12 protein-coding genes are annotated in these 17,553 nt (G+C 39.5%); 7 read left to right on the forward strand and 5 right to left on the reverse strand.

What is annotated here, in order from left to right:
* Positions 1-56 precede the first annotated feature (56 nt).
* On the reverse strand, positions 57-1,412 hold the full coding sequence (locus tag F0226_RS05565; protein WP_171734723.1) for a hypothetical protein: 1,356 nt from the start codon (positions 1,410-1,412) through the stop codon (positions 57-59).
* A 97-nt stretch (positions 1,413-1,509) separates the two neighbouring features.
* Here F0226_RS05565 and F0226_RS05570 point away from each other — a divergent pair, with 97 nt between their 5' ends.
* Complete coding sequence (locus F0226_RS05570; RefSeq protein ID WP_171734724.1) at positions 1,510-2,352, forward strand: S1-like domain-containing RNA-binding protein; 843 nt, start codon at positions 1,510-1,512, stop codon at positions 2,350-2,352.
* Positions 2,353-2,539: 187 nt separating this feature from the next.
* Here F0226_RS05570 and rsmF read toward each other — a convergent pair whose 3' ends face one another.
* The 4 genes from rsmF to F0226_RS05590 all read right to left on the reverse strand — a co-directional run bounded on the left by rsmF (position 2,540) and on the right by F0226_RS05590 (position 9,968).
* On the reverse strand, positions 2,540-3,961 hold the full coding sequence (gene rsmF / locus F0226_RS05575; protein WP_171734725.1) for a 16S rRNA (cytosine(1407)-C(5))-methyltransferase RsmF: 1,422 nt from the start codon (positions 3,959-3,961) through the stop codon (positions 2,540-2,542).
* A gap of 207 nt (positions 3,962-4,168) precedes the next feature.
* Positions 4,169-6,826, reverse strand: coding sequence for an MlaD family protein (locus tag F0226_RS05580; RefSeq protein WP_171734726.1), 2,658 nt, complete (start codon positions 6,824-6,826; stop codon positions 4,169-4,171).
* Positions 6,816-8,060 (reverse strand): paraquat-inducible protein A, encoded by a 1,245-nt coding sequence (locus tag F0226_RS05585; protein WP_171734727.1) that lies wholly within the window; start codon positions 8,058-8,060, stop codon positions 6,816-6,818. Before F0226_RS05585 ends, F0226_RS05580 begins: the two co-directional genes overlap by 11 nt.
* 111 nt (positions 8,061-8,171) lie before the next feature.
* Complete coding sequence (locus F0226_RS05590) at positions 8,172-9,968, reverse strand: ABC transporter ATP-binding protein (RefSeq protein WP_171734843.1); 1,797 nt, start codon at positions 9,966-9,968, stop codon at positions 8,172-8,174.
* A gap of 91 nt (positions 9,969-10,059) precedes the next feature.
* Here F0226_RS05590 and F0226_RS05595 point away from each other — a divergent pair, with 91 nt between their 5' ends.
* The 6 genes from F0226_RS05595 to F0226_RS05620 all read left to right on the forward strand — a co-directional run bounded on the left by F0226_RS05595 (position 10,060) and on the right by F0226_RS05620 (position 17,387).
* The gene (locus tag F0226_RS05595; protein ID WP_171734728.1) at positions 10,060-10,533 is read left to right on the forward strand and encodes a GAF domain-containing protein; all 474 of its coding nucleotides are present in this window, start codon (positions 10,060-10,062) and stop codon (positions 10,531-10,533) included.
* Positions 10,534-10,630: 97 nt separating this feature from the next.
* Positions 10,631-11,254, forward strand: a complete 624-nt coding sequence (gene proQ / locus F0226_RS05600) for an RNA chaperone ProQ (RefSeq protein ID WP_171734729.1) — start codon at positions 10,631-10,633, stop codon at positions 11,252-11,254.
* Between the two features lie 17 nt (positions 11,255-11,271).
* A complete protein-coding gene (prc, locus tag F0226_RS05605) occupies positions 11,272-13,269 on the forward strand; it encodes a carboxy terminal-processing peptidase (protein WP_171734730.1) in 1,998 nt (665 codons plus the stop codon).
* A 256-nt stretch (positions 13,270-13,525) separates the two neighbouring features.
* On the forward strand, positions 13,526-14,188 hold the full coding sequence (locus F0226_RS05610) for a hypothetical protein (protein ID WP_171734731.1): 663 nt from the start codon (positions 13,526-13,528) through the stop codon (positions 14,186-14,188).
* Positions 14,189-14,384: 196 nt separating this feature from the next.
* Positions 14,385-16,991: an aminopeptidase N gene (gene pepN / locus F0226_RS05615; protein WP_171734732.1), complete on the forward strand. Its 2,607-nt coding sequence runs from the start codon at positions 14,385-14,387 to the stop codon at positions 16,989-16,991.
* Positions 16,992-17,168: 177 nt separating this feature from the next.
* The gene (locus F0226_RS05620) at positions 17,169-17,387 is read left to right on the forward strand and encodes a DUF2835 domain-containing protein (protein WP_171734733.1); all 219 of its coding nucleotides are present in this window, start codon (positions 17,169-17,171) and stop codon (positions 17,385-17,387) included.
* Positions 17,388-17,553 lie beyond the last annotated feature (166 nt).

Raw genomic sequence — 17,553 nt, forward strand, 5'->3', positions numbered from 1 at the left:
TAAAGTGAATTATTGCCCCTAAAATGAACTATTGTCAGTAAAGTTGAAATTTGCCGTTATGCTTCTTGCTTAATCTCTTCGATGTCTACAATCTTTGAACGATTCATGACAATCTTCCAGCGATAATACGTTGGTTCTGAATCGTGGTTATTCTCTTTAATAATCAAATTTAATAGATGACGCTTTTCAACAGACTCTCTACTAACTTGACCTTCATTAAGTCTATAAACCTTATTTGATCCTTTATCCATTAATCGGGTTAAGGCTCGCAGGCTAATAGATACAGATTCACGAGTTTCTTCATAGCCACTCATAAACAGTGACGTAGACATATGGGTTTGAGAGCGATAATGTAAAATCTGCTCTTCACGCTGAACCACTCGCTTTTTACGAATAGATTGAATTTTGTCCGCTAACTTTGAGAAGGTACTGTAGTCCAGCCATTCTAGTTTTTGCCCAACTGATTTGTTAGTTGTTGGGTCATAGTAGCGGCGCTTCCACTTAGGTTTTCCTTTACGAATCCAGCGCCATAGAATATCTCTTAAGTCGTCTTTAAAAATTTCTCGTAGCGCATAAATGAATGACATAGAAACGATGAAAGAGGCGGTAATCTCACCAAGAAAGTCACGAGCTAAAATAACAGTTGTTGTAACAAAGACCATCACCAAGCCGGTAGCGATACCTTTTACCGCTCGCTTAACGTTGTTACCCATAGAAGTTGTCTTCTCTTTTAAGACAATAGGGTGCTCAATTAAACGTCTCAATAGACGCATCTTATTACTTAAGCGCGTGACATCTTCACGAACTTGAGTCGAGTTATATCGATTTAATCGGCGGTGAGCGGTTTCTTTCTCACAAAGTGCAACCAAGCGCTCTTTGATAGTGGAGTACTCATTGTCTCTTGGCATGTGAGCAATAAGAGATAAAAACTTTTGTTCTGTATACCAAGATAGATAGTTATCAATGTTGGCATAGTAGCGTTTGAGGTTTTCTTCATAAGGGATACTTCGTCTCAGCTTCTTGAGAATATCTAAAGCAAGCTCAATGACTTCATCAACTTCATCAGCTGTTACGCTGTCACCAGGGGCTTTATTTAAACTGTTAACCGCGGTATCAAGAGCGATAACGTATTGGTATGCGAATAAACTTAGACTTACTCGATATTGGGTAATTGATAACCTGCCACGTTTGGCCAAGCGACTGTGAACCAAAGGTAATAGTGTCTTATCACTATAATACGCGCGTTTTTGAGTAATCGAACTGTAGTAAAAAGCACTTTCAGAGAGGACTTCAGGAGTAAGACCGAGTTCGCCGGGAATAAAAAGATATACATCCATGTCCAACGTTTTTGTTTTCGCCATTGCATGGTTTATTTTGAGTGTAATTGCATCTTGTTTATCTACGGTGATCAACGAGGGCTCCTAGAGTTGAAAAATATTAATGAAACTAGCGAAAGCATAACAGAGATCACGTATAATCTCTGGCAAATTTAAAGTAGAGACAATTTTGATGATTAATGTTGGTCAAGTAAACAACTTAGAAGTAGTAAAACAAGCTGATTTCGGTGTATTCCTTGACGCTGGTGACTACGGAACCGTGTTATTACCGAAAAAATTTACTCCTGAAGGTGTTGAAATTGGTCATAAGTTAGATGTCTTCTTATACATCGACTCAGATAATCAAATTGCAGCGACAACAGAAAAGCCTATTGCACAGGTAGGTGAGTTTGGCTTAATGACTGTTGAAGGTGTAAATAGCATTGGCGCTTTCATGAGTTGGGGCGTAAAAAGTAAAGATCTGCTAGTTCCGTTTAGCGAACAGCGCGGGCGATTGAATGAAGGTCAATCTATTCTTGTATACGTGTACATTGATAAAGCATCAAGCCGTATTGTTGGCACAACAAAATTCAATAAATGGCTAGATAACACACCTGCCGAATATAAGACGAATGAACAAGTGGATTTAATCATCGCTGAACGCAGCCAGCTAGGCTACAAAGCCATTGTGAACGGTGAGCATTGGGGCATGATTTTCCCTTCTGAAGTCATTGGAAAGCTATTTATTGGTAAAGCGTTAAAAGGCTACATCAAGAATGTACGTGAAGATGGCAAGGTTGATTTATCACTTCAAAAAATCGGCGTAGGTAAAATGGACGACCTAAGCATGAAAGTAATGGATTTACTTGAAAAGAAAGAGGGCTTTTTACCTCTTAACGATAAATCGTCACCAGACGCAATCTTTTCTGCATTTAGAACGAGTAAAGGTACGTTTAAGAAAACAATCGGTGGGTTATATAAAGCCGGTAAAATCACCATCGATTCTGAAGGTATCCGTTTAGCTAAAGAAGGCTAATGTTTAAATAAAGTTCAAAGATTTGAGCCTCAAACCACAGCTAAACACTGAAAGCTGGTTGCCTTTAATGAGCCAATAAGCTCAAGTAAAAAGCCCCAATCAATAGCGTATTGATTGGGTTTTTTTTATGTTTTCAAAAGCTCTGTGAGTAATAAAACTCTCTGAATAAGCTTTCCGAACTAAGGGTTTAGAATAAGTTCTTATCTTTTACTAGTTCACGAGGAAGACCATTCTTAATTCGGTTTCCTACCCACTTACCTAATCCAATGATTGCACCATTAAACTCTACGAGTACTTCACCTTTACCTGATAATGATTCAGGGCGAATATCTCTTCCCATATACCATTCTCTCGCATCTTCAATGCACAGTTTGACAATATTTGACTCGTTGCCTGTAGCCAGAGTAGTTGCAACCTGATGTTGCCAGCGATAGCCTTTTTTATGAGTCTCAGCAATTTTGATTCCCATGCGAGAGAAACGTAATTCGCCAATCATTGGTTCTAATGCTGTCGGGAACAACCAAACATCTTTATCACGTAGCCATACCTGTGTATCTGAAGGTAAGGTGACATCGAGTGTTTCTAGCAAGAGGCTAGTCACTTCATCTTGAATTTTTGATGGCGCTTTCTCAAATGGGAATTTACCCATTCTTTTCTTAACTTTTGGTGGTGTTACAGATGCTAGCTTTCGGATTCTAGCGACAAAGAAACCTTCACAGTCATAAACTTGTGGAAAAATGTGCAAGAAACCTTCTTCTGTTGTTGCTGCTTGAGCATTTTCAAACAAAGTATCTAAGGTTTCAAATTCGACAGCATCACCAAATGTATTTTTTAAGTGATGGCATACTTGTTGGTTTTCTTCAGTGCTTAATGTGCAGGTGGAGTAAACTAAAACACCATTGGGTTTTAATGCATGAAAAGCACTTTCAATAAGGTCTTTCTGTGTTTCAGCAATGTCTAAAACAGATTGATGACTCCAGTTCTTCATAGCATCGGCATCTTTACGAATTGTACCTTCTCCAGAACAAGGAGCATCAAGTAACACCGCATCAAACTGCTCTGGTAACCAACCGCCAAATACACGACCATCGAAATTACTCAACGCCGCATTTCTTACACCACATCGTTCTATGTTCGCGTGGAGTACTTTTACACGGCTTGCAGCATACTCATTGGCAACAAGTACACCTTCGTTATTCATCAAAGCAGCTATTTGCGTGGTTTTAGAACCTGGAGCTGCGGCAGTATCCAGAACGGCTCGATACGTTTCATCATTTTGGAATAGAGCAGAAACAGGCATCATAGAGCTGGCTTCTTGAATGTAGAATAAACCAGACATGTGCTCTGCTGTATTGCCTAATGGCACTTCACTTTCATCAGAAGTTATCCAAAACCCAGTATTACACCAAGGTACAGGTTCTAACTCCCAACCCTTGATCTCTGCACGTTTCAAAAAGTCGGTAACGCTAATTTTTAGAGTATTGACGCGTATACTTTTACGAAGAGGTTTTTGACATGCGGAAATAAAAGAAGCCATATCTAAGTGGCTAGGCATGATCTCTTCAATATTTGTTAAGAATTCTTCGGGGATATAAATATTAGCGTGCAAAGGGAAATCTCGATAAAAGCGATAATGTGGGAAGTGTAATCGAAAATGGAGGTAGGCTAAACAATAAAAATGCAGCGCTAAGGCTGCATTTATAATTACTGTTGATTTCGGTCTATTAAGTCTGTTCTCACATTCTATTCGGTCGAGCTAGGCTAGAAATTTTGCTAAACCTAAAAACCTAAAAACCTAAAAACCTAAATCTTACGCTTATGGCTTAGGTATTGCAGTGCGCCATTCTTTCCATCCATCTTCTGCGGTTGGATATAAATAGAATGACTGTCCTTCATCTGCTGTAGGTTGTAATTGCTTGCCTTCAGGTGTTGAGAAAGTAATCCCACCACGAATTAAGCTATCTACTGTACCTGACTTAATATTTGCGCCGGACAAACCAATAGATACATCAACACCAGAAGTGTTCCAAAATACGCTGTTGCTCCTTATTAGATATGTGTATTCAGGTAGAACTTCAATCGTTGAAATGATGCGGTCAGCAAATTGACCAAGCTTCACATCGGTTACCGAACCAATTTCCATTTCACGGAATAGGACGGGAGTGCCAACTTTTACTGAGCCTCTAGTTTCGCTTTGAAGCGTGAAGGTTTTGCCTTCGACCTTATTAGGAGAGTCCGAAAGAGCAAAAGAGAGTTGTGATTGACCTTTACCTGGCTGTACATTGATATATTTAGACAATAAAGCCGATACATTTTTTATTCCATCTAAACCAATCTCAGCTTCAGCGACCCAAAAGTGACTGCCGTTAATCGCAATTCTATCCACGTATTCTGGTAAGACTCTTGCCGTTACTTCAATACCACGTTTTTTGAAGTTTGGAACAACTAATGTCACTTCACCAACCGTAACGCCTTGGTATTTAATTGGGGTACCTTTACTGACTTCTTGATCGCCTGAAGAGGTCAGTTGAATAGCTCGCCCAAATTTACGGGCTGTTTTCGAATCAGAATAAAGCTTCCACTGTTTACCAATCTTATTATCAATGCCTGGTAGAGAATCAAACGCGATTCCACCTTGAACTAATGTTTTAAGAGGATCCGCCTTGATACTAATACCGGATAAAGACGCATCAACTTCCACACCAGATCGATTCCAAAAAACAGTTTGATTGGTCACTAGGTGCTTGTAGCGGTTTTCAATCGTCGCTTTAATTTTCACACCACCGTCAGTTAGGTAAAAATCAGAAATGCTGCCTACTTGTAGGTTGCGATAGAGAAGGGGACTTCCCTTCGAGATAGGAGGTAACTCACTCGCAAATAGCGATAAAGTTTGAGAGCCCGATTGGTTGTACTTAGCTAGTTCCGCTAAAGATTGGCTTTTAAATAATTGGTAGTCTGACCGCTTATGTTCATTTCCTTCACTCACAAAACTAATAGAGCCGGTTAATAACTGTTTTGCGGGCGGGACAGTAACACTAAGCCCTGATTCTGTGAGTTCAGCAGTCGCGCTGCCAGTCACATAAAAACGGTTGTTACTTTTTATGAGGTGAGCATATTCGTTGTCAATAAGCGCATCCATATAGACTTCATGTTTAGCGTTACCTTTGCCAACATTTTCGATTAAGCCAACTTCGATAATCGAGCCAACAGCAATCCCTTTATAAAGGAGATTTGTGCCTACATCCAATCCAAAAGAGTTATTAGATTTTAAACGGATCGCAATGGATTTCTCTTGTTGCTGATTGTATTCATGTTTACGTATCGCATGAAAACTGCGGGCTTTGCTTCCTTCACCGGGAACCAAAGTCAAGAAGTTGCCTGTGACTAGGTTAGCAATATTTTCTACGCCTGTTAGCGATACTTTTGCTTCTTCAAGTAGGAACTTACTGCCTGTATTAAGAAAATCACTGAAAGCTGGTTGAATAGCGGCTGAGGCGATGACTTCTTCACGACCTTCACTTAAAGATAAGTCTGTAACTTGTCCAATTTCAATGCCTCTATACATGATAGGCGCACCTGTTGAGCTTATTTTATTATCATCAGGAACTGAGATTTTCACTGCTATACCACGCCCCGCCGTTTTCAAGTCTTGGTAGAGCTTGAATTTAGCGTTCATTTCAACTGCCTCTCCACCTCCTGGAGAATCTACGGCAATAGAACCGCCAAGAAGGGCGCTTAAGCTTTCCATTCGTACGTCAACACCAGAAAACCCAATACTTGCGCCTAAGCCGCTGACATTCCAAAATCGGCTTTCATCAGTAATGATATGGCTATATTCGTCATGAATGGCTGCTTTTATTGTGACAGATTTTGAATTGTCATTGAGTTTGTAGCTGTACACCTCACCGATAGGGATTTTCTTATAAACAATTTGAGAACCAACAGAAATACCGCCTAAGTCTTTTGCGGTGAGCATGATATTTAAGCCGTCAGAAGCGAGCAAATCAGAGGGAGCACTGTCTAAAGCGTTAAATACCGTTTCAGGCTCACTAGAAGCTTCGCTAGGGTGGATCGCGATGTAGTTACCAGAGACCAAAGCATCTAGCCCAGAAATGCCAGATAAACTTGCTGTTGGTTTTACTAACCAGAAGCGAGTTTCCTTTGAGAGGAGTTTTTTTGCTTCAGGGTAGATGTCTGCATCAACATAAATATTCGAGAGATCCTCAGATAAAGTAATGTCGCGAACCATACCAACTTCTAAGCCTTGATAGCGGATCGTTGTGCGACCTGCGACCAACCCTGCAGCGTCAGAAAAGTAAATTTGAACGCGTTGCCCAGCATCGTGTATTGACTTCATGACGAGCCAACCAGCAAGTAGCATAGTAAGAATAGGCAATATCCAAAGTGGAGAAATGCCTTTGTTCTTTTTAACTTCTGGTGAATAAGAAGCTTGTGATTGGTTGTTATTGTTCATTCACTGACTCATCTTTAGAGGTGTAGTTATCCCAGATTAATCTAGGATCAAGGCTTTCAACGGCAAGCATAGTAAGGATAACGACCATACCAAATGCTACGGCACCAAAGCCCGGCGTAAAGTTTAAAATTTGTCCACGGTCGACTAATGTCATCATTATCGAAATAACGAATAAATCCATTACAGACCATTTCCCAACCCATTTAACAACGAAGTAAACGATCATCCTCTGCCTATGGAAGACGGAACGTTTAAATTGGATGCACAGTAAGATGTAGGCGAGCCCCAAAATCTTCGCGACTGGTACAACAATACTGGCGACGAAAATAATAATGGCGATGCCATACATCTCACTTTTGATTAATGCTGCGACGCCAGAAAATATGGTGTCTTCTAAGCGTTGACCATTAGTTATTAATATCGATATAGGAATGACGTTCGCCGGAATTATCGCGACCGATGCCGCTATAAGTAGTGCCCACGTTTTTTGAATCGAATTGGGTTTTCTGTGGTGAAGCTTTTGATGACAACGGACACACGCTTTGCTATTCGGTTGAGAAAGATGACAGTTATGGCAATGCACTGTTTTGTTTTCAAAATCATATTGAGATTCTTGGCTCCATGACTCCCAGTAACGTCTTACACTGATTCGAGTGATCAACAACACGCTAAATAATTGCAGAAGTAGTAATCCAACTAAGCCAACCCCAATAAAAATATCGGAATAATCCTGCAATTTAAAACATGAAATAGCGATGCTGACTAAGAATACATCGAGCATCATCCAGTGTTTTAAGGTTTGTACCGTTTTTAAAGATAACCTGAGTGGCGTAAACCATCGAAAATAGAGAGAGGCGTGGGCGACTAATACTGAAAAACACACAAGAAATGGAGCGATGGAGCTGCAAAATAAGATTAAAAGGGCAAGAAGAGGGAAACCTTCACCCATTAATGTCACCATACCTGAAGGTAAAGTCGCAGGGATCATCACGCCTATCAAGCGAATACTAATAAAATCAAAAAAATGAGAGGGTATAAAGAGCAATAAGCATGTTACTGCTAAGGCGAGGTTGCCCGATAAGCTAGGGCTGCCGCCTCTATAGAGTTGTGTGCCACATCTCGGGCAGTAGGCTGTTTTACCAGAAGGAACAGAGACGCGGTCGACAGGTAATTCACAACCTTGGCAAAGGCGAACATTGCTTGTATCACATTGATGCTGGGTTGAGAGGGTCATACTGCCTTCCAGACAAAGGTGAAGGCAAAGCGAGCACGCGCAAGTGAAGCGTGTCCGATAAGATGAATCAATGGCTGCTTCAAGGCGCGACCATTGATTCGTTTTAAAACGCTAGGCGTGCGACTGTACACTCCCATAAAGTGTTTGATAGAGACCTTGTTGTTCAACCAGTTCGCCATGTGTTCCTGTTTGGGTAACTTGCCCATCTTCCAATACATATATTAAATCAGCTTGTTTCACTGCTGAAAGTCTATGAGCAACAATGAGAGTTGTTCTATCTTTGAGAAACTCACTTAATGCTTTATGAAGAGCGGCTTCAGTCGCGGTATCTAAAGCAGACGTTGCTTCATCAAGAATAACAAACTTCGGGTTACTGAGCACCATTCTAGCAATGGCTAACCTTTGTCTTTGCCCACCAGATAATCGAACACCACTACGACCAATTTGAGTATCTAACCCATCACTTAGCTGAGTAATCACATCTTGCATTTGTGAAACTTCAAGCGCTCGCCATAAAGCCATTTCGTCGTAGTCTTCACCAAGAGTCAGATTATGCCTCAAGGTGTCATTAAAGAGTATAGGTTGTTGTAATACAACTGCTATTTGATTTCTTATTATGTCAAAGCTGATGTCTTCTGTCGTCTCACCATTGAAACGTATATTACCGGAATCTGCTTGGTAGACTCCAATCAAAAGCTGTATCAAAGTCGATTTACCACCACCACTTGCACCAACAAGCGCAACTTTCTTCCCAGCGGGAATTTCCAGCGATAAATTATTTAAAACAGTGTTTTCTAAATTGTAAGAGAATGTAATATTTTCTATGGAAACGTCAACTTCTTTATTGGAAGTAAACGGATTGACCTTACTTATTGGCCGGTATTCTTCCTCAAGCAGTAAAAGGTCATTGATTCTTTTCAAGGCAGCCTTAGCGCTATACCAAGAGAATTGAATACCTAATAATTCTTGTACAGGACCTAACATAAACCATAGATAGCCAAATACGGCGAATATTTGACCAATAGTTAAGTCGCTGAATAACACCATCAGCATAGCAACGGCTCTAAAAAGCTCGAAGCCTAATAAAAATAGAAGGAATGAGACTCTACCTGCGGCTTCAGATTGCCAAGCGTATTTATCTGCATCTATACGAACTTGATCAGCTTGAGCTTTTAATTCATCTAAAAAAATTCTTTCTTTGTTCGCGGCTCTTAGCTGGTAAATGCCGTCTAGCGTTTCAACTAAACGGTTTTGGAAATGTTCAAATGATTGGTTTTCACGTTTCTTTAGGTGTTTAACTTTACTGCCAAGCTTTCTTGAAAAATAAATAACAATAGGATTAACAAGTAAAATGAACAGCCCTAGTCGCCATTCCAGCCAAAGTAGTACTCCGGCAGTACCTATTACAGTAAGAAAACTGACTATGAACTTAGAGAGCGTTGAACCAATGAATTTATCAATGGTCTCTATATCTGTAATTAAATGAGCATTGATCCCGCCGCTGCCTTTGGTTTCATATTGCCTAATACTGATTCGCCCCAGCTTTTCTATCATTTTGCTTCGCATATGATAGGTCACTGTTTTAGACACGAGGGTAAATTGGCGACCTTGTAGAATATTTAACGCTTGGCTTATTGAGCGCATTAGAATTACAAGGAGTAGGGTAAGTGCAATATAGCCAGTAGGTGTTTGCATGGAAGAGGGTAATAGCATGTTCATCATGTCTAACCCAGAAGCAGGCTTGTTTAAAAGCACTTCATCAACCATTAAAGGCATTAGTAAAGGAATAGGAACACTTACTAAAGTCGCAAGAATAGCGATTACGTTAGCAAACAGTAATTTGGACTTGTGCTTTTTTACTTGTTTTATTAACCAAGAACGGCTAATAGTGTCATTTGAATTTTTCATTTTCAATGAGAATAAGTCCTATTTAGGTGTTTTGGTCGCATTCTACGTAGTTCTCTTAATAATGGAAGTGTCAATTTAACCGGAAGTTAATATGAAAATAGAACATTACCAGCGCTTAACCAAACAGGCAGTAGCGTTAATTGAATCTGAACCAGATTTTATTGCAAATCTAGCCAATATCAGTGCATTACTGTTTATGGAGTTAGATGATCTGAACTGGGCTGGTTTTTACTTACTAAAAGAAGATGAATTGGTTTTAGGCCCTTTCCAAGGTCAACCTGCTTGTGTGCGAATTCCTGTAGGACGCGGCGTTTGTGGAACTGCGGTTTCAACAAACAGTATTCAGCGTATTTATGACGTGCATGAATTCGAAGGTCATATCGCATGTGACGCTGCAAGTAACTCAGAAATCGTTATTCCATTCTCTATTAATGGAAAAGTGGTGGGCGTATTAGATATCGATAGCCCAAAAATTGGTCGATTTAGTGAAATTGATGAAGAAGGTTTAACGTTTTTCATGGTTGAAGTGGAAAAGCTGCTCAATTCGCACGCGAACAAAGCATAAATTATTCTCTTACTGTGGTTTTTCCTCGGCATGTCTCTATAATACGTAAAAATATTTTCTTAATGCTCGCGGAAGACCGCAAAAACCAGGAACCCACATGGAAAACACTGAAAAGTTAAAAAACAGCAAAGAAGTTATCGCATATGTTGCTGAATGTTTCCCTAAATGCTTTACTTTAGAAGGTGAAGCAAAACCACTTAAAATTGGTATTTTTCAAGATCTTGCTGAACGTCTTAGTGAAGATGAAAAAGTAAGTAAGACACAGCTTCGCGCAGCGTTAAGACAGTACACTTCATCATGGCGTTACCTGCACGGCGTAAAAGTTGGTGCAGAACGTGTAGATCTAGACGGTAACCCTTGTGGTGTATTAGAAGAAGAACACGTTGAGCATGCAAAAACTACGCTTGCTGAAAGCAAAGCTAAAGTTCAAGCTCGTCGTAAAGAACAAGCACAAAAAGCACGTGAAGAAGGCAAAGCAAAACCTAAAGCGAAGAAAGCTCAACAGCCTCGTCGCCAAGCGCCTAAAACACCGAAAGTAGAAAAACCTGTAGAAACAAGAGCTTTAAATGCTGATGAATTCATCGCTGGCAAAGAAGTGAATGTGAACATGGGTAAAGGAAACATGGCTGCGACCATTGTTGAAATCAATAAGGAAGATGTGCGTGTTCAGTTAGCAAACGGCCTACAAATGGTTGTTAAAGCGGAGCACTTGCGCGCTTAAAGGAGATACTCCTACGCATGAAATGCCGTTCAAAATTGACACTGATTGCTGCTAGCTTATGGCTAGCGGCATCATCAGCTCAGGCTTTAGAAGCCAAACTTAACCAAGATGACTTACCTCTTCTTGCTCCAGAAGTTCAACACGAAACTGCGAGCAAACGCGTTACTTCTCGATTTACGCGATCTCACTATAAACATTTCAATCTCAACGACGATTTTTCAAAAGCTATTTTTAATCGTTACGTAGAGATGCTTGATTATAACCGTAATGTTTTTACGCAAGCCGACATGGATTCTTTTGAGCCTTTATCTATTCAATTAGATGAGCAGCTTAAGTCGGGTAATAATCAGGTGGCTTTTGATGTTTATAATCTATCCATGCAAAAACGTTTTGAACGTTTTCAATTTGCATTATCACTTCTTGATACTGAAATTAAGTTTGATGTAGATGAAAGTATTGAGTTAGACAGAAGTGAAGCTACATGGCCTGCTAGTACCAAAGAAGTTAATGAATTATGGCGAAAACGCGTTAAATATGACGCATTGAACCTTAAGTTAACAGGTAAAGAATGGCCTGAAATTCAAGAAGTGTTAGAAAAGCGCTACAACAATGCGATGAAGCGTATTACTCAATCGCGTAACGAAGATGCTTTTCAGCTTTACATGAATGCTTTTTCTAGAGAAGTCGATCCTCATACTAGTTACCTTTCTCCTCGTAATGCAGAGCAATTCCAATCAGAGATGAACTTATCTCTAGAAGGGATCGGCGCTGTCTTACAGATGACAGACGATTACACCGTTATCCGCTCTTTAGTTGCTGGTGGACCTGCGTCGAGCAGTAAACAACTAGGCGAAGGTGATCGAATTGTTGGTGTTGGACAAGATGGCGAAGAAGTCGTTGATGTAATTGGATGGCGTTTAGACGATGTTGTTCAGTTAATCAAAGGGCCTAAAGGGACAAAAGTGAAGCTACAGATCTTACCTGATGGTAAAGATGCTAAAAGTCACGTTGTCACTATTGTCCGAGATAAGATTCGTTTAGAAGACCGTGCTGTTAAGTCTGAAGTTATTGAAAAAGATGGACGTAAGATTGGTGTTTTAGAAGTACCAAGCTTTTATGTTGGTCTATCAAAAGACACAGATAAGTTGATTACTGAGCTTAAGAAAACGGGTGTTGATGGCATTATTGTTGATCTCCGTAATAACGGCGGTGGTGCATTAACGGAAGCAACGGCTTTATCTGGCTTATTTATCGAAGAAGGACCAGTCGTCCAAGTTCGTGACAGCTACGGTAGAGTAAAAGTAAACAGTGATACTGATGGTGAAATTAGTTATCAAGGTCCACTCACGGTTTTAGTGAACCGTTATAGTGCTTCTGCATCTGAAATTTTTGCTGCAGCAATGCAAGACTATGGACGTGCGATCATTTTGGGTGAAAACTCATTTGGTAAAGGTACCGTTCAACAACACCGTTCTTTGAATCATATCTATGACTTGTTTGATAAAGAGTTAGGATATGTTCAATATACTATTCAGAAGTTCTATCGCATTAATGGTGGTAGTACGCAGAATAAAGGTGTGGTTCCAGATATTGCTTATCCAACTCCTATAGACCCTGCTGAAACAGGTGAAAGTGTTGAAGATAACGCACTGCCTTGGGACAGTATTGATAAAGCAAAATATCAAGTGTTACAACGTAATGAAGCTGAAATTGCACAATTGACGAAAGCTCATGAACTGCGCATCGCTGATGATATGGAATTTGGTTTCATTGAAGCTGATATTGCGAAATTCAAATCTGATAAAGATGACAACCAGCTATCATTAAATGAAAAGGCTCGTCAGCAAGAAAGTGATGAAGCTGAAGCATTACGTTTGGAACGTATCAATTTGCGCCAGAAAGCAAACAAGTTAGATGCTTTCGCTTCACTTGATGATGTACCAAAAGACTATGAAGTTCCTGACGCATATCTTGATGAATCAGTTTCAATTATGGTCGACATGATTAAAAAGTAACATTTCATGTAAGTTGAACTGATTTCATTTAGTAAGGAACTGTCGCCAGTTACCGAATAATATAATCAGTTTATTATTTAAAAAGGTGAGCCTAAGAGCTCACCTTTTTCAGTTTTAGCAGGAATGTATACAGCTAAAATTAACGCCACTATTGAGTAAACTCTTTATTCACGAGTTAAATTTAGTGATTTAGATCAAATTTTTTCGCGTTCTATGACTTAAGTGCCTAAGCTTAAAGAAAACATAGGGGGTGACTATGAAATGGATACTAATACTTTTGACTTGCTTTAGCTTGAATGCTTGGAGCAGTGAAGTGAAAGATAATACCGATCTTTCACACTTTGACTTACCCTTATTACTTGGTGATTGGTATTTATTAAATCCAGAGCCTGATAGCGCTGCTGAAAACTTCTTAGCGATAAAGTTAACGTTAGATTCAAACTATACGTTTAAAATCGACATACAGAAAAAAGATTACAGCATTGATCATTGGGAAGGTATGTATACCGCTAATGATGACACGATCATTCTCGGCTTGAATACTTCTGAACCACAAGTTTACGCCTATAGCAGTAATCATAATATGCTAAATTTAAATGGTGTGATGTTTACTAAAGCTCTTCCTAATGCTTTAGCTGGTATCTGGTCAAGTGCGGAGTTATCCGGTGATGATCTAAGAGCTAGTAATATTAAAAAAATGGATTTGGTCTTACAGCCTGACTTTATATTTATGTTTAGAGTTTCAGACGATCTGGGTGGGGAAGTCGTCCATCGAGGCGTGTATTACACAGAAGGTAATCACCTAGTACTCCTCTATGAAAATGGGGAACATGACACAACTTATACCCTTAATAGTGATGTTCTAACTTTAGAAGGGCAAGAAGGTGATATGTACGCGGTATTGAATCGAATTCGCTGATTGTTGTCGATAAATATACTGAATTCTATCCTGTGGTTGGTGTTTCATATCTATCATTTGTTTTTTACTAGCTAAAATGCGAGGTGTTTTCTAAAAACACCTCGTTTTTTTACATTTGTCCTTGAGTTATGTGTTCAAAGCCCTTAGATATAGACTGGTAAATAATATTATTAAAAATGCTCAAAAGGACTAAGACATGGCGCATAACCCGCAAGCCAAATTTCGTAAAGATTACCAATCACCTTCACACCTGATATCAGATATCGATTTAACTTTCGATCTACATGATACTGCTTCAATTATCACAGCAGTTTCAAGCGTTACTCAACAGAAAGAAAGCTCAACGTTAGTATTAGATGGTGAAGGTCTTAAGCTTGTATCCATTTCTGTAAATGACCAGCCATGGGAATCTTTTGAGCAATCAGAAACAAACCTAACACTTACTGATTTACCAAAAGAATTTGTTCTAACGATCGTGACTGATGTTGATCCGGAAGGAAATAGTGCTTTAGAAGGTCTGTACAAATCTGGTGGTGCTTTCTGTACTCAATGTGAAGCTGAAGGCTTCCGTCGTATTACTTACTACATGGATCGCCCAGACGTTCTTGCTAAATTCACAACTACAGTGATTGCAGATAAAGCGGTTTATCCATTCCTACTTAGTAACGGTAACCGAGTCGATGAAGGTGAAGCTGAAAATGGTCGTCATTGGGTTAAATGGCAAGACCCGCATCCAAAGCCTGCGTACCTGTTTGCTTTAGTTGCAGGAGATTTTGATGTCCTTAGAGATGACTACACAACAAAATCTGGACGCAAAGTTGACCTAGAAATCTTTGTTGATAAAGGAAACCTGGATCGTGCTAGCCACGCTATGGTTTCACTTATTAATTCGATGAAGTGGGATGAAGACCGTTTCGACTTAGAGTACGACTTAGATATCTACATGATCGTTGCGGTTGATTTCTTCAACATGGGTGCAATGGAGAATAAAGGTCTGAATATCTTTAACTCTAAATTTGTTCTAGCTAATGATCAAACAGCAACCGATACCGACTACTTAGGTATTGAAGCGGTTATTGGTCATGAGTACTTCCATAACTGGACAGGTAACCGTGTGACTTGCCGAGATTGGTTCCAGCTAAGCTTGAAAGAAGGTTTAACGGTATTCCGTGATCAAGAATTTTCTTCAGACTTGGGCTCTCGCTCAGTTAACCGAATTAATAATGTTCGTACTATCCGTGGTCCGCAATTCGCTGAAGACGCAAGCCCAATGTCTCATCCAATTCGCCCTGAAAAAGTGATTGAAATGAATAACTTCTACACACTAACTGTGTATGAGAAGGGCAGCGAAGTTATCCGTATGATGCATACGCTTCTTGGAGAGACTAACTTCCAGAAAGGTATGAAGTTATATTTTGAGCGTCATGATGGTACTGCTGCAACTTGTGAAGATTTCGTTGTTTCAATGGAAGACGCATCAGGTGTGGATTTATCACAATTCCGCCTGTGGTATAGCCAATCTGGTACGCCAACACTTGTAGTGACAAGTAGCTATGATGAAAGTGCTAAGACTTATACTTTGAAAGTTGTTCAATCAACTCCTCCAACGCATGAGCAGGAAGAAAAGCAACCGTTACATATTCCGTTAGATATCGAGCTGTATACTCAGTCTGGTGAAGTGATTGAGTTACAATGTAACGGTAAATCTGTTCATAATGTGCTTGACGTTAAAGACGCTGAAAATACATTTGTGTTTGAAAATGTAGCGGAAAAACCAATTCCTTCTTTACTACGTGAATTCTCGGCACCGGTTAAACTTGAATACGATTATTCTGACGCAGAACTTATTTTCTTAATGGTTAACGCGCGCAATGAGTTTTCTCGTTGGGATGCTGGTCAAATGCTACTAGCAAAATACATTCGTGCGAATATCTTAAATGTACAACAAGGTAAGCCATTTGAACTTTCTTCGGATGTTGTTGATGCTTTCCGTGGAGTTTTACTGAGCGATTCACTAGAACCTGCTTTCATCGCTGAAATGATAGCACTGCCAAACCATAATGAAGTGTTTGGTTGGTATACTCGTGTTGATATTGATGCTATTGCTTCAGTCCTAAAATCGATGAAACTTGCTCTAGCTACCGAATTAGAAGATGAGCTTGCAGCCGTTTATCATAGCCATGCTCAAGCAGAATACAACGTAGAGCATGCATCCATTGGCAAACGTACCTTAAGAAAAGTTTGTTTAGGTTACTTAGCATTTACTGAACAAGGTAATAACTTGGTTGTTGCTCTGTATGAAAGCTCAAATAACATGACAGATACAATGGCATCTATGGGCGCAGCGAATGCTGCTCAGTTAGAATGCCGTGAATCACTTATGTCTGATTACAGCGACAAGTGGAAACATGATGGTCTGGTTATGGATAAGTGGTTTACTTTGCAAGGAACAAACCCTGATAAAAATGTACTAGATAAAATCAAGGAAAGTATGAACCATCAAGCATTTAGCTTGAAAAACCCAAACAGAACTCGTAACTTAGTTGGTGCATTTTTAAATCAGAACCCTGTGCATTTCCATGATAAATCAGGTAAAGGTTATGAGTTTGCGGGTGAAATACTGAGAGAACTCAATAGCAGTAACCCTCAGGTAGCTTCACGTCTTATCGACCCGCTACTAAAATATCGTTTATATGATGAATCACGCCAAGCTTTAATCAAGAAAGAGCTTGAGTCGTTAAAAGCGATGGATAATTTGGCAAAAGATCTATTTGAGAAGGTTACAAAAGCTTTAGAGGCTTAACTTCAAATAATCTACATTTTTAAGTAAGAACGACAAAACTCTTACTAAGAAAACAAGTGGTGTACCTAGGTGCGCCACTTTTTATTTACTCGTATTCTTAGCTTTATTTACTCGTATTCTTAGCTTTATTTACTCGCATTCTTAGCATAGTTACATACACATATAGGTTGGAGAGTTATGAATCATTATCACTTTTCATTGAACATTACTTATCAAAATTTTTTAGCACATTACTCAGGAGCAGCAAGTACTGTGCAAGTCGTAACGACTACTGGTTTAAGGCTGCAATTGCCAGCAACTCGTTTCAGACCATTTCTTACACAAATAGGGGTTAAAGGGCTATTTAGACTAACAACTGACCATAATAATAAGTTTATAAAGTTAGAAGCTCTGTAAAGCTCTCGTTATTCAGAGAGTTAAAGGGAACCTTAATCACATAATCAAACATTCACCTCCCGCTATTACTAAAATTATTAACCATTTCTCAATAATGCTTTTACAATAAATAAATGCATTATCATTACTTACTACGCTTTTACTTAACAAAAGTTTTTATCAGCGA

The sequence above is a fragment of the Vibrio sp. 99-70-13A1 genome, from assembly GCF_013114625.1.
Lineage (GTDB): Bacteria > Pseudomonadota > Gammaproteobacteria > Enterobacterales > Vibrionaceae > Vibrio.

Coding starts and splice junctions, on each gene's coding strand:
- F0226_RS05570 (WP_171734724.1), top strand. CDS start 1,510: ATGATTAATGTTGGTCAAGTAAACAACTTAGAAGTAGTAAAACAAGCT.
- F0226_RS05580 (WP_171734726.1), bottom strand. CDS start 6,826: ATGAACAATAACAACCAATCACAAGCTTCTTATTCACCAGAAGTTAAA.
- F0226_RS05585 (WP_171734727.1), bottom strand. CDS start 8,060: ATGACCCTCTCAACCCAGCATCAATGTGATACAAGCAATGTTCGCCTT.
- F0226_RS05590 (WP_171734843.1), bottom strand. CDS start 9,968: ATGAAAAATTCAAATGACACTATTAGCCGTTCTTGGTTAATAAAACAA.
- F0226_RS05595 (WP_171734728.1), top strand. CDS start 10,060: ATGAAAATAGAACATTACCAGCGCTTAACCAAACAGGCAGTAGCGTTA.
- proQ (WP_171734729.1), top strand. CDS start 10,631: ATGGAAAACACTGAAAAGTTAAAAAACAGCAAAGAAGTTATCGCATAT.
- prc (WP_171734730.1), top strand. CDS start 11,272: ATGAAATGCCGTTCAAAATTGACACTGATTGCTGCTAGCTTATGGCTA.
- F0226_RS05610 (WP_171734731.1), top strand. CDS start 13,526: ATGAAATGGATACTAATACTTTTGACTTGCTTTAGCTTGAATGCTTGG.
- pepN (WP_171734732.1), top strand. CDS start 14,385: ATGGCGCATAACCCGCAAGCCAAATTTCGTAAAGATTACCAATCACCT.
- F0226_RS05620 (WP_171734733.1), top strand. CDS start 17,169: ATGAATCATTATCACTTTTCATTGAACATTACTTATCAAAATTTTTTA.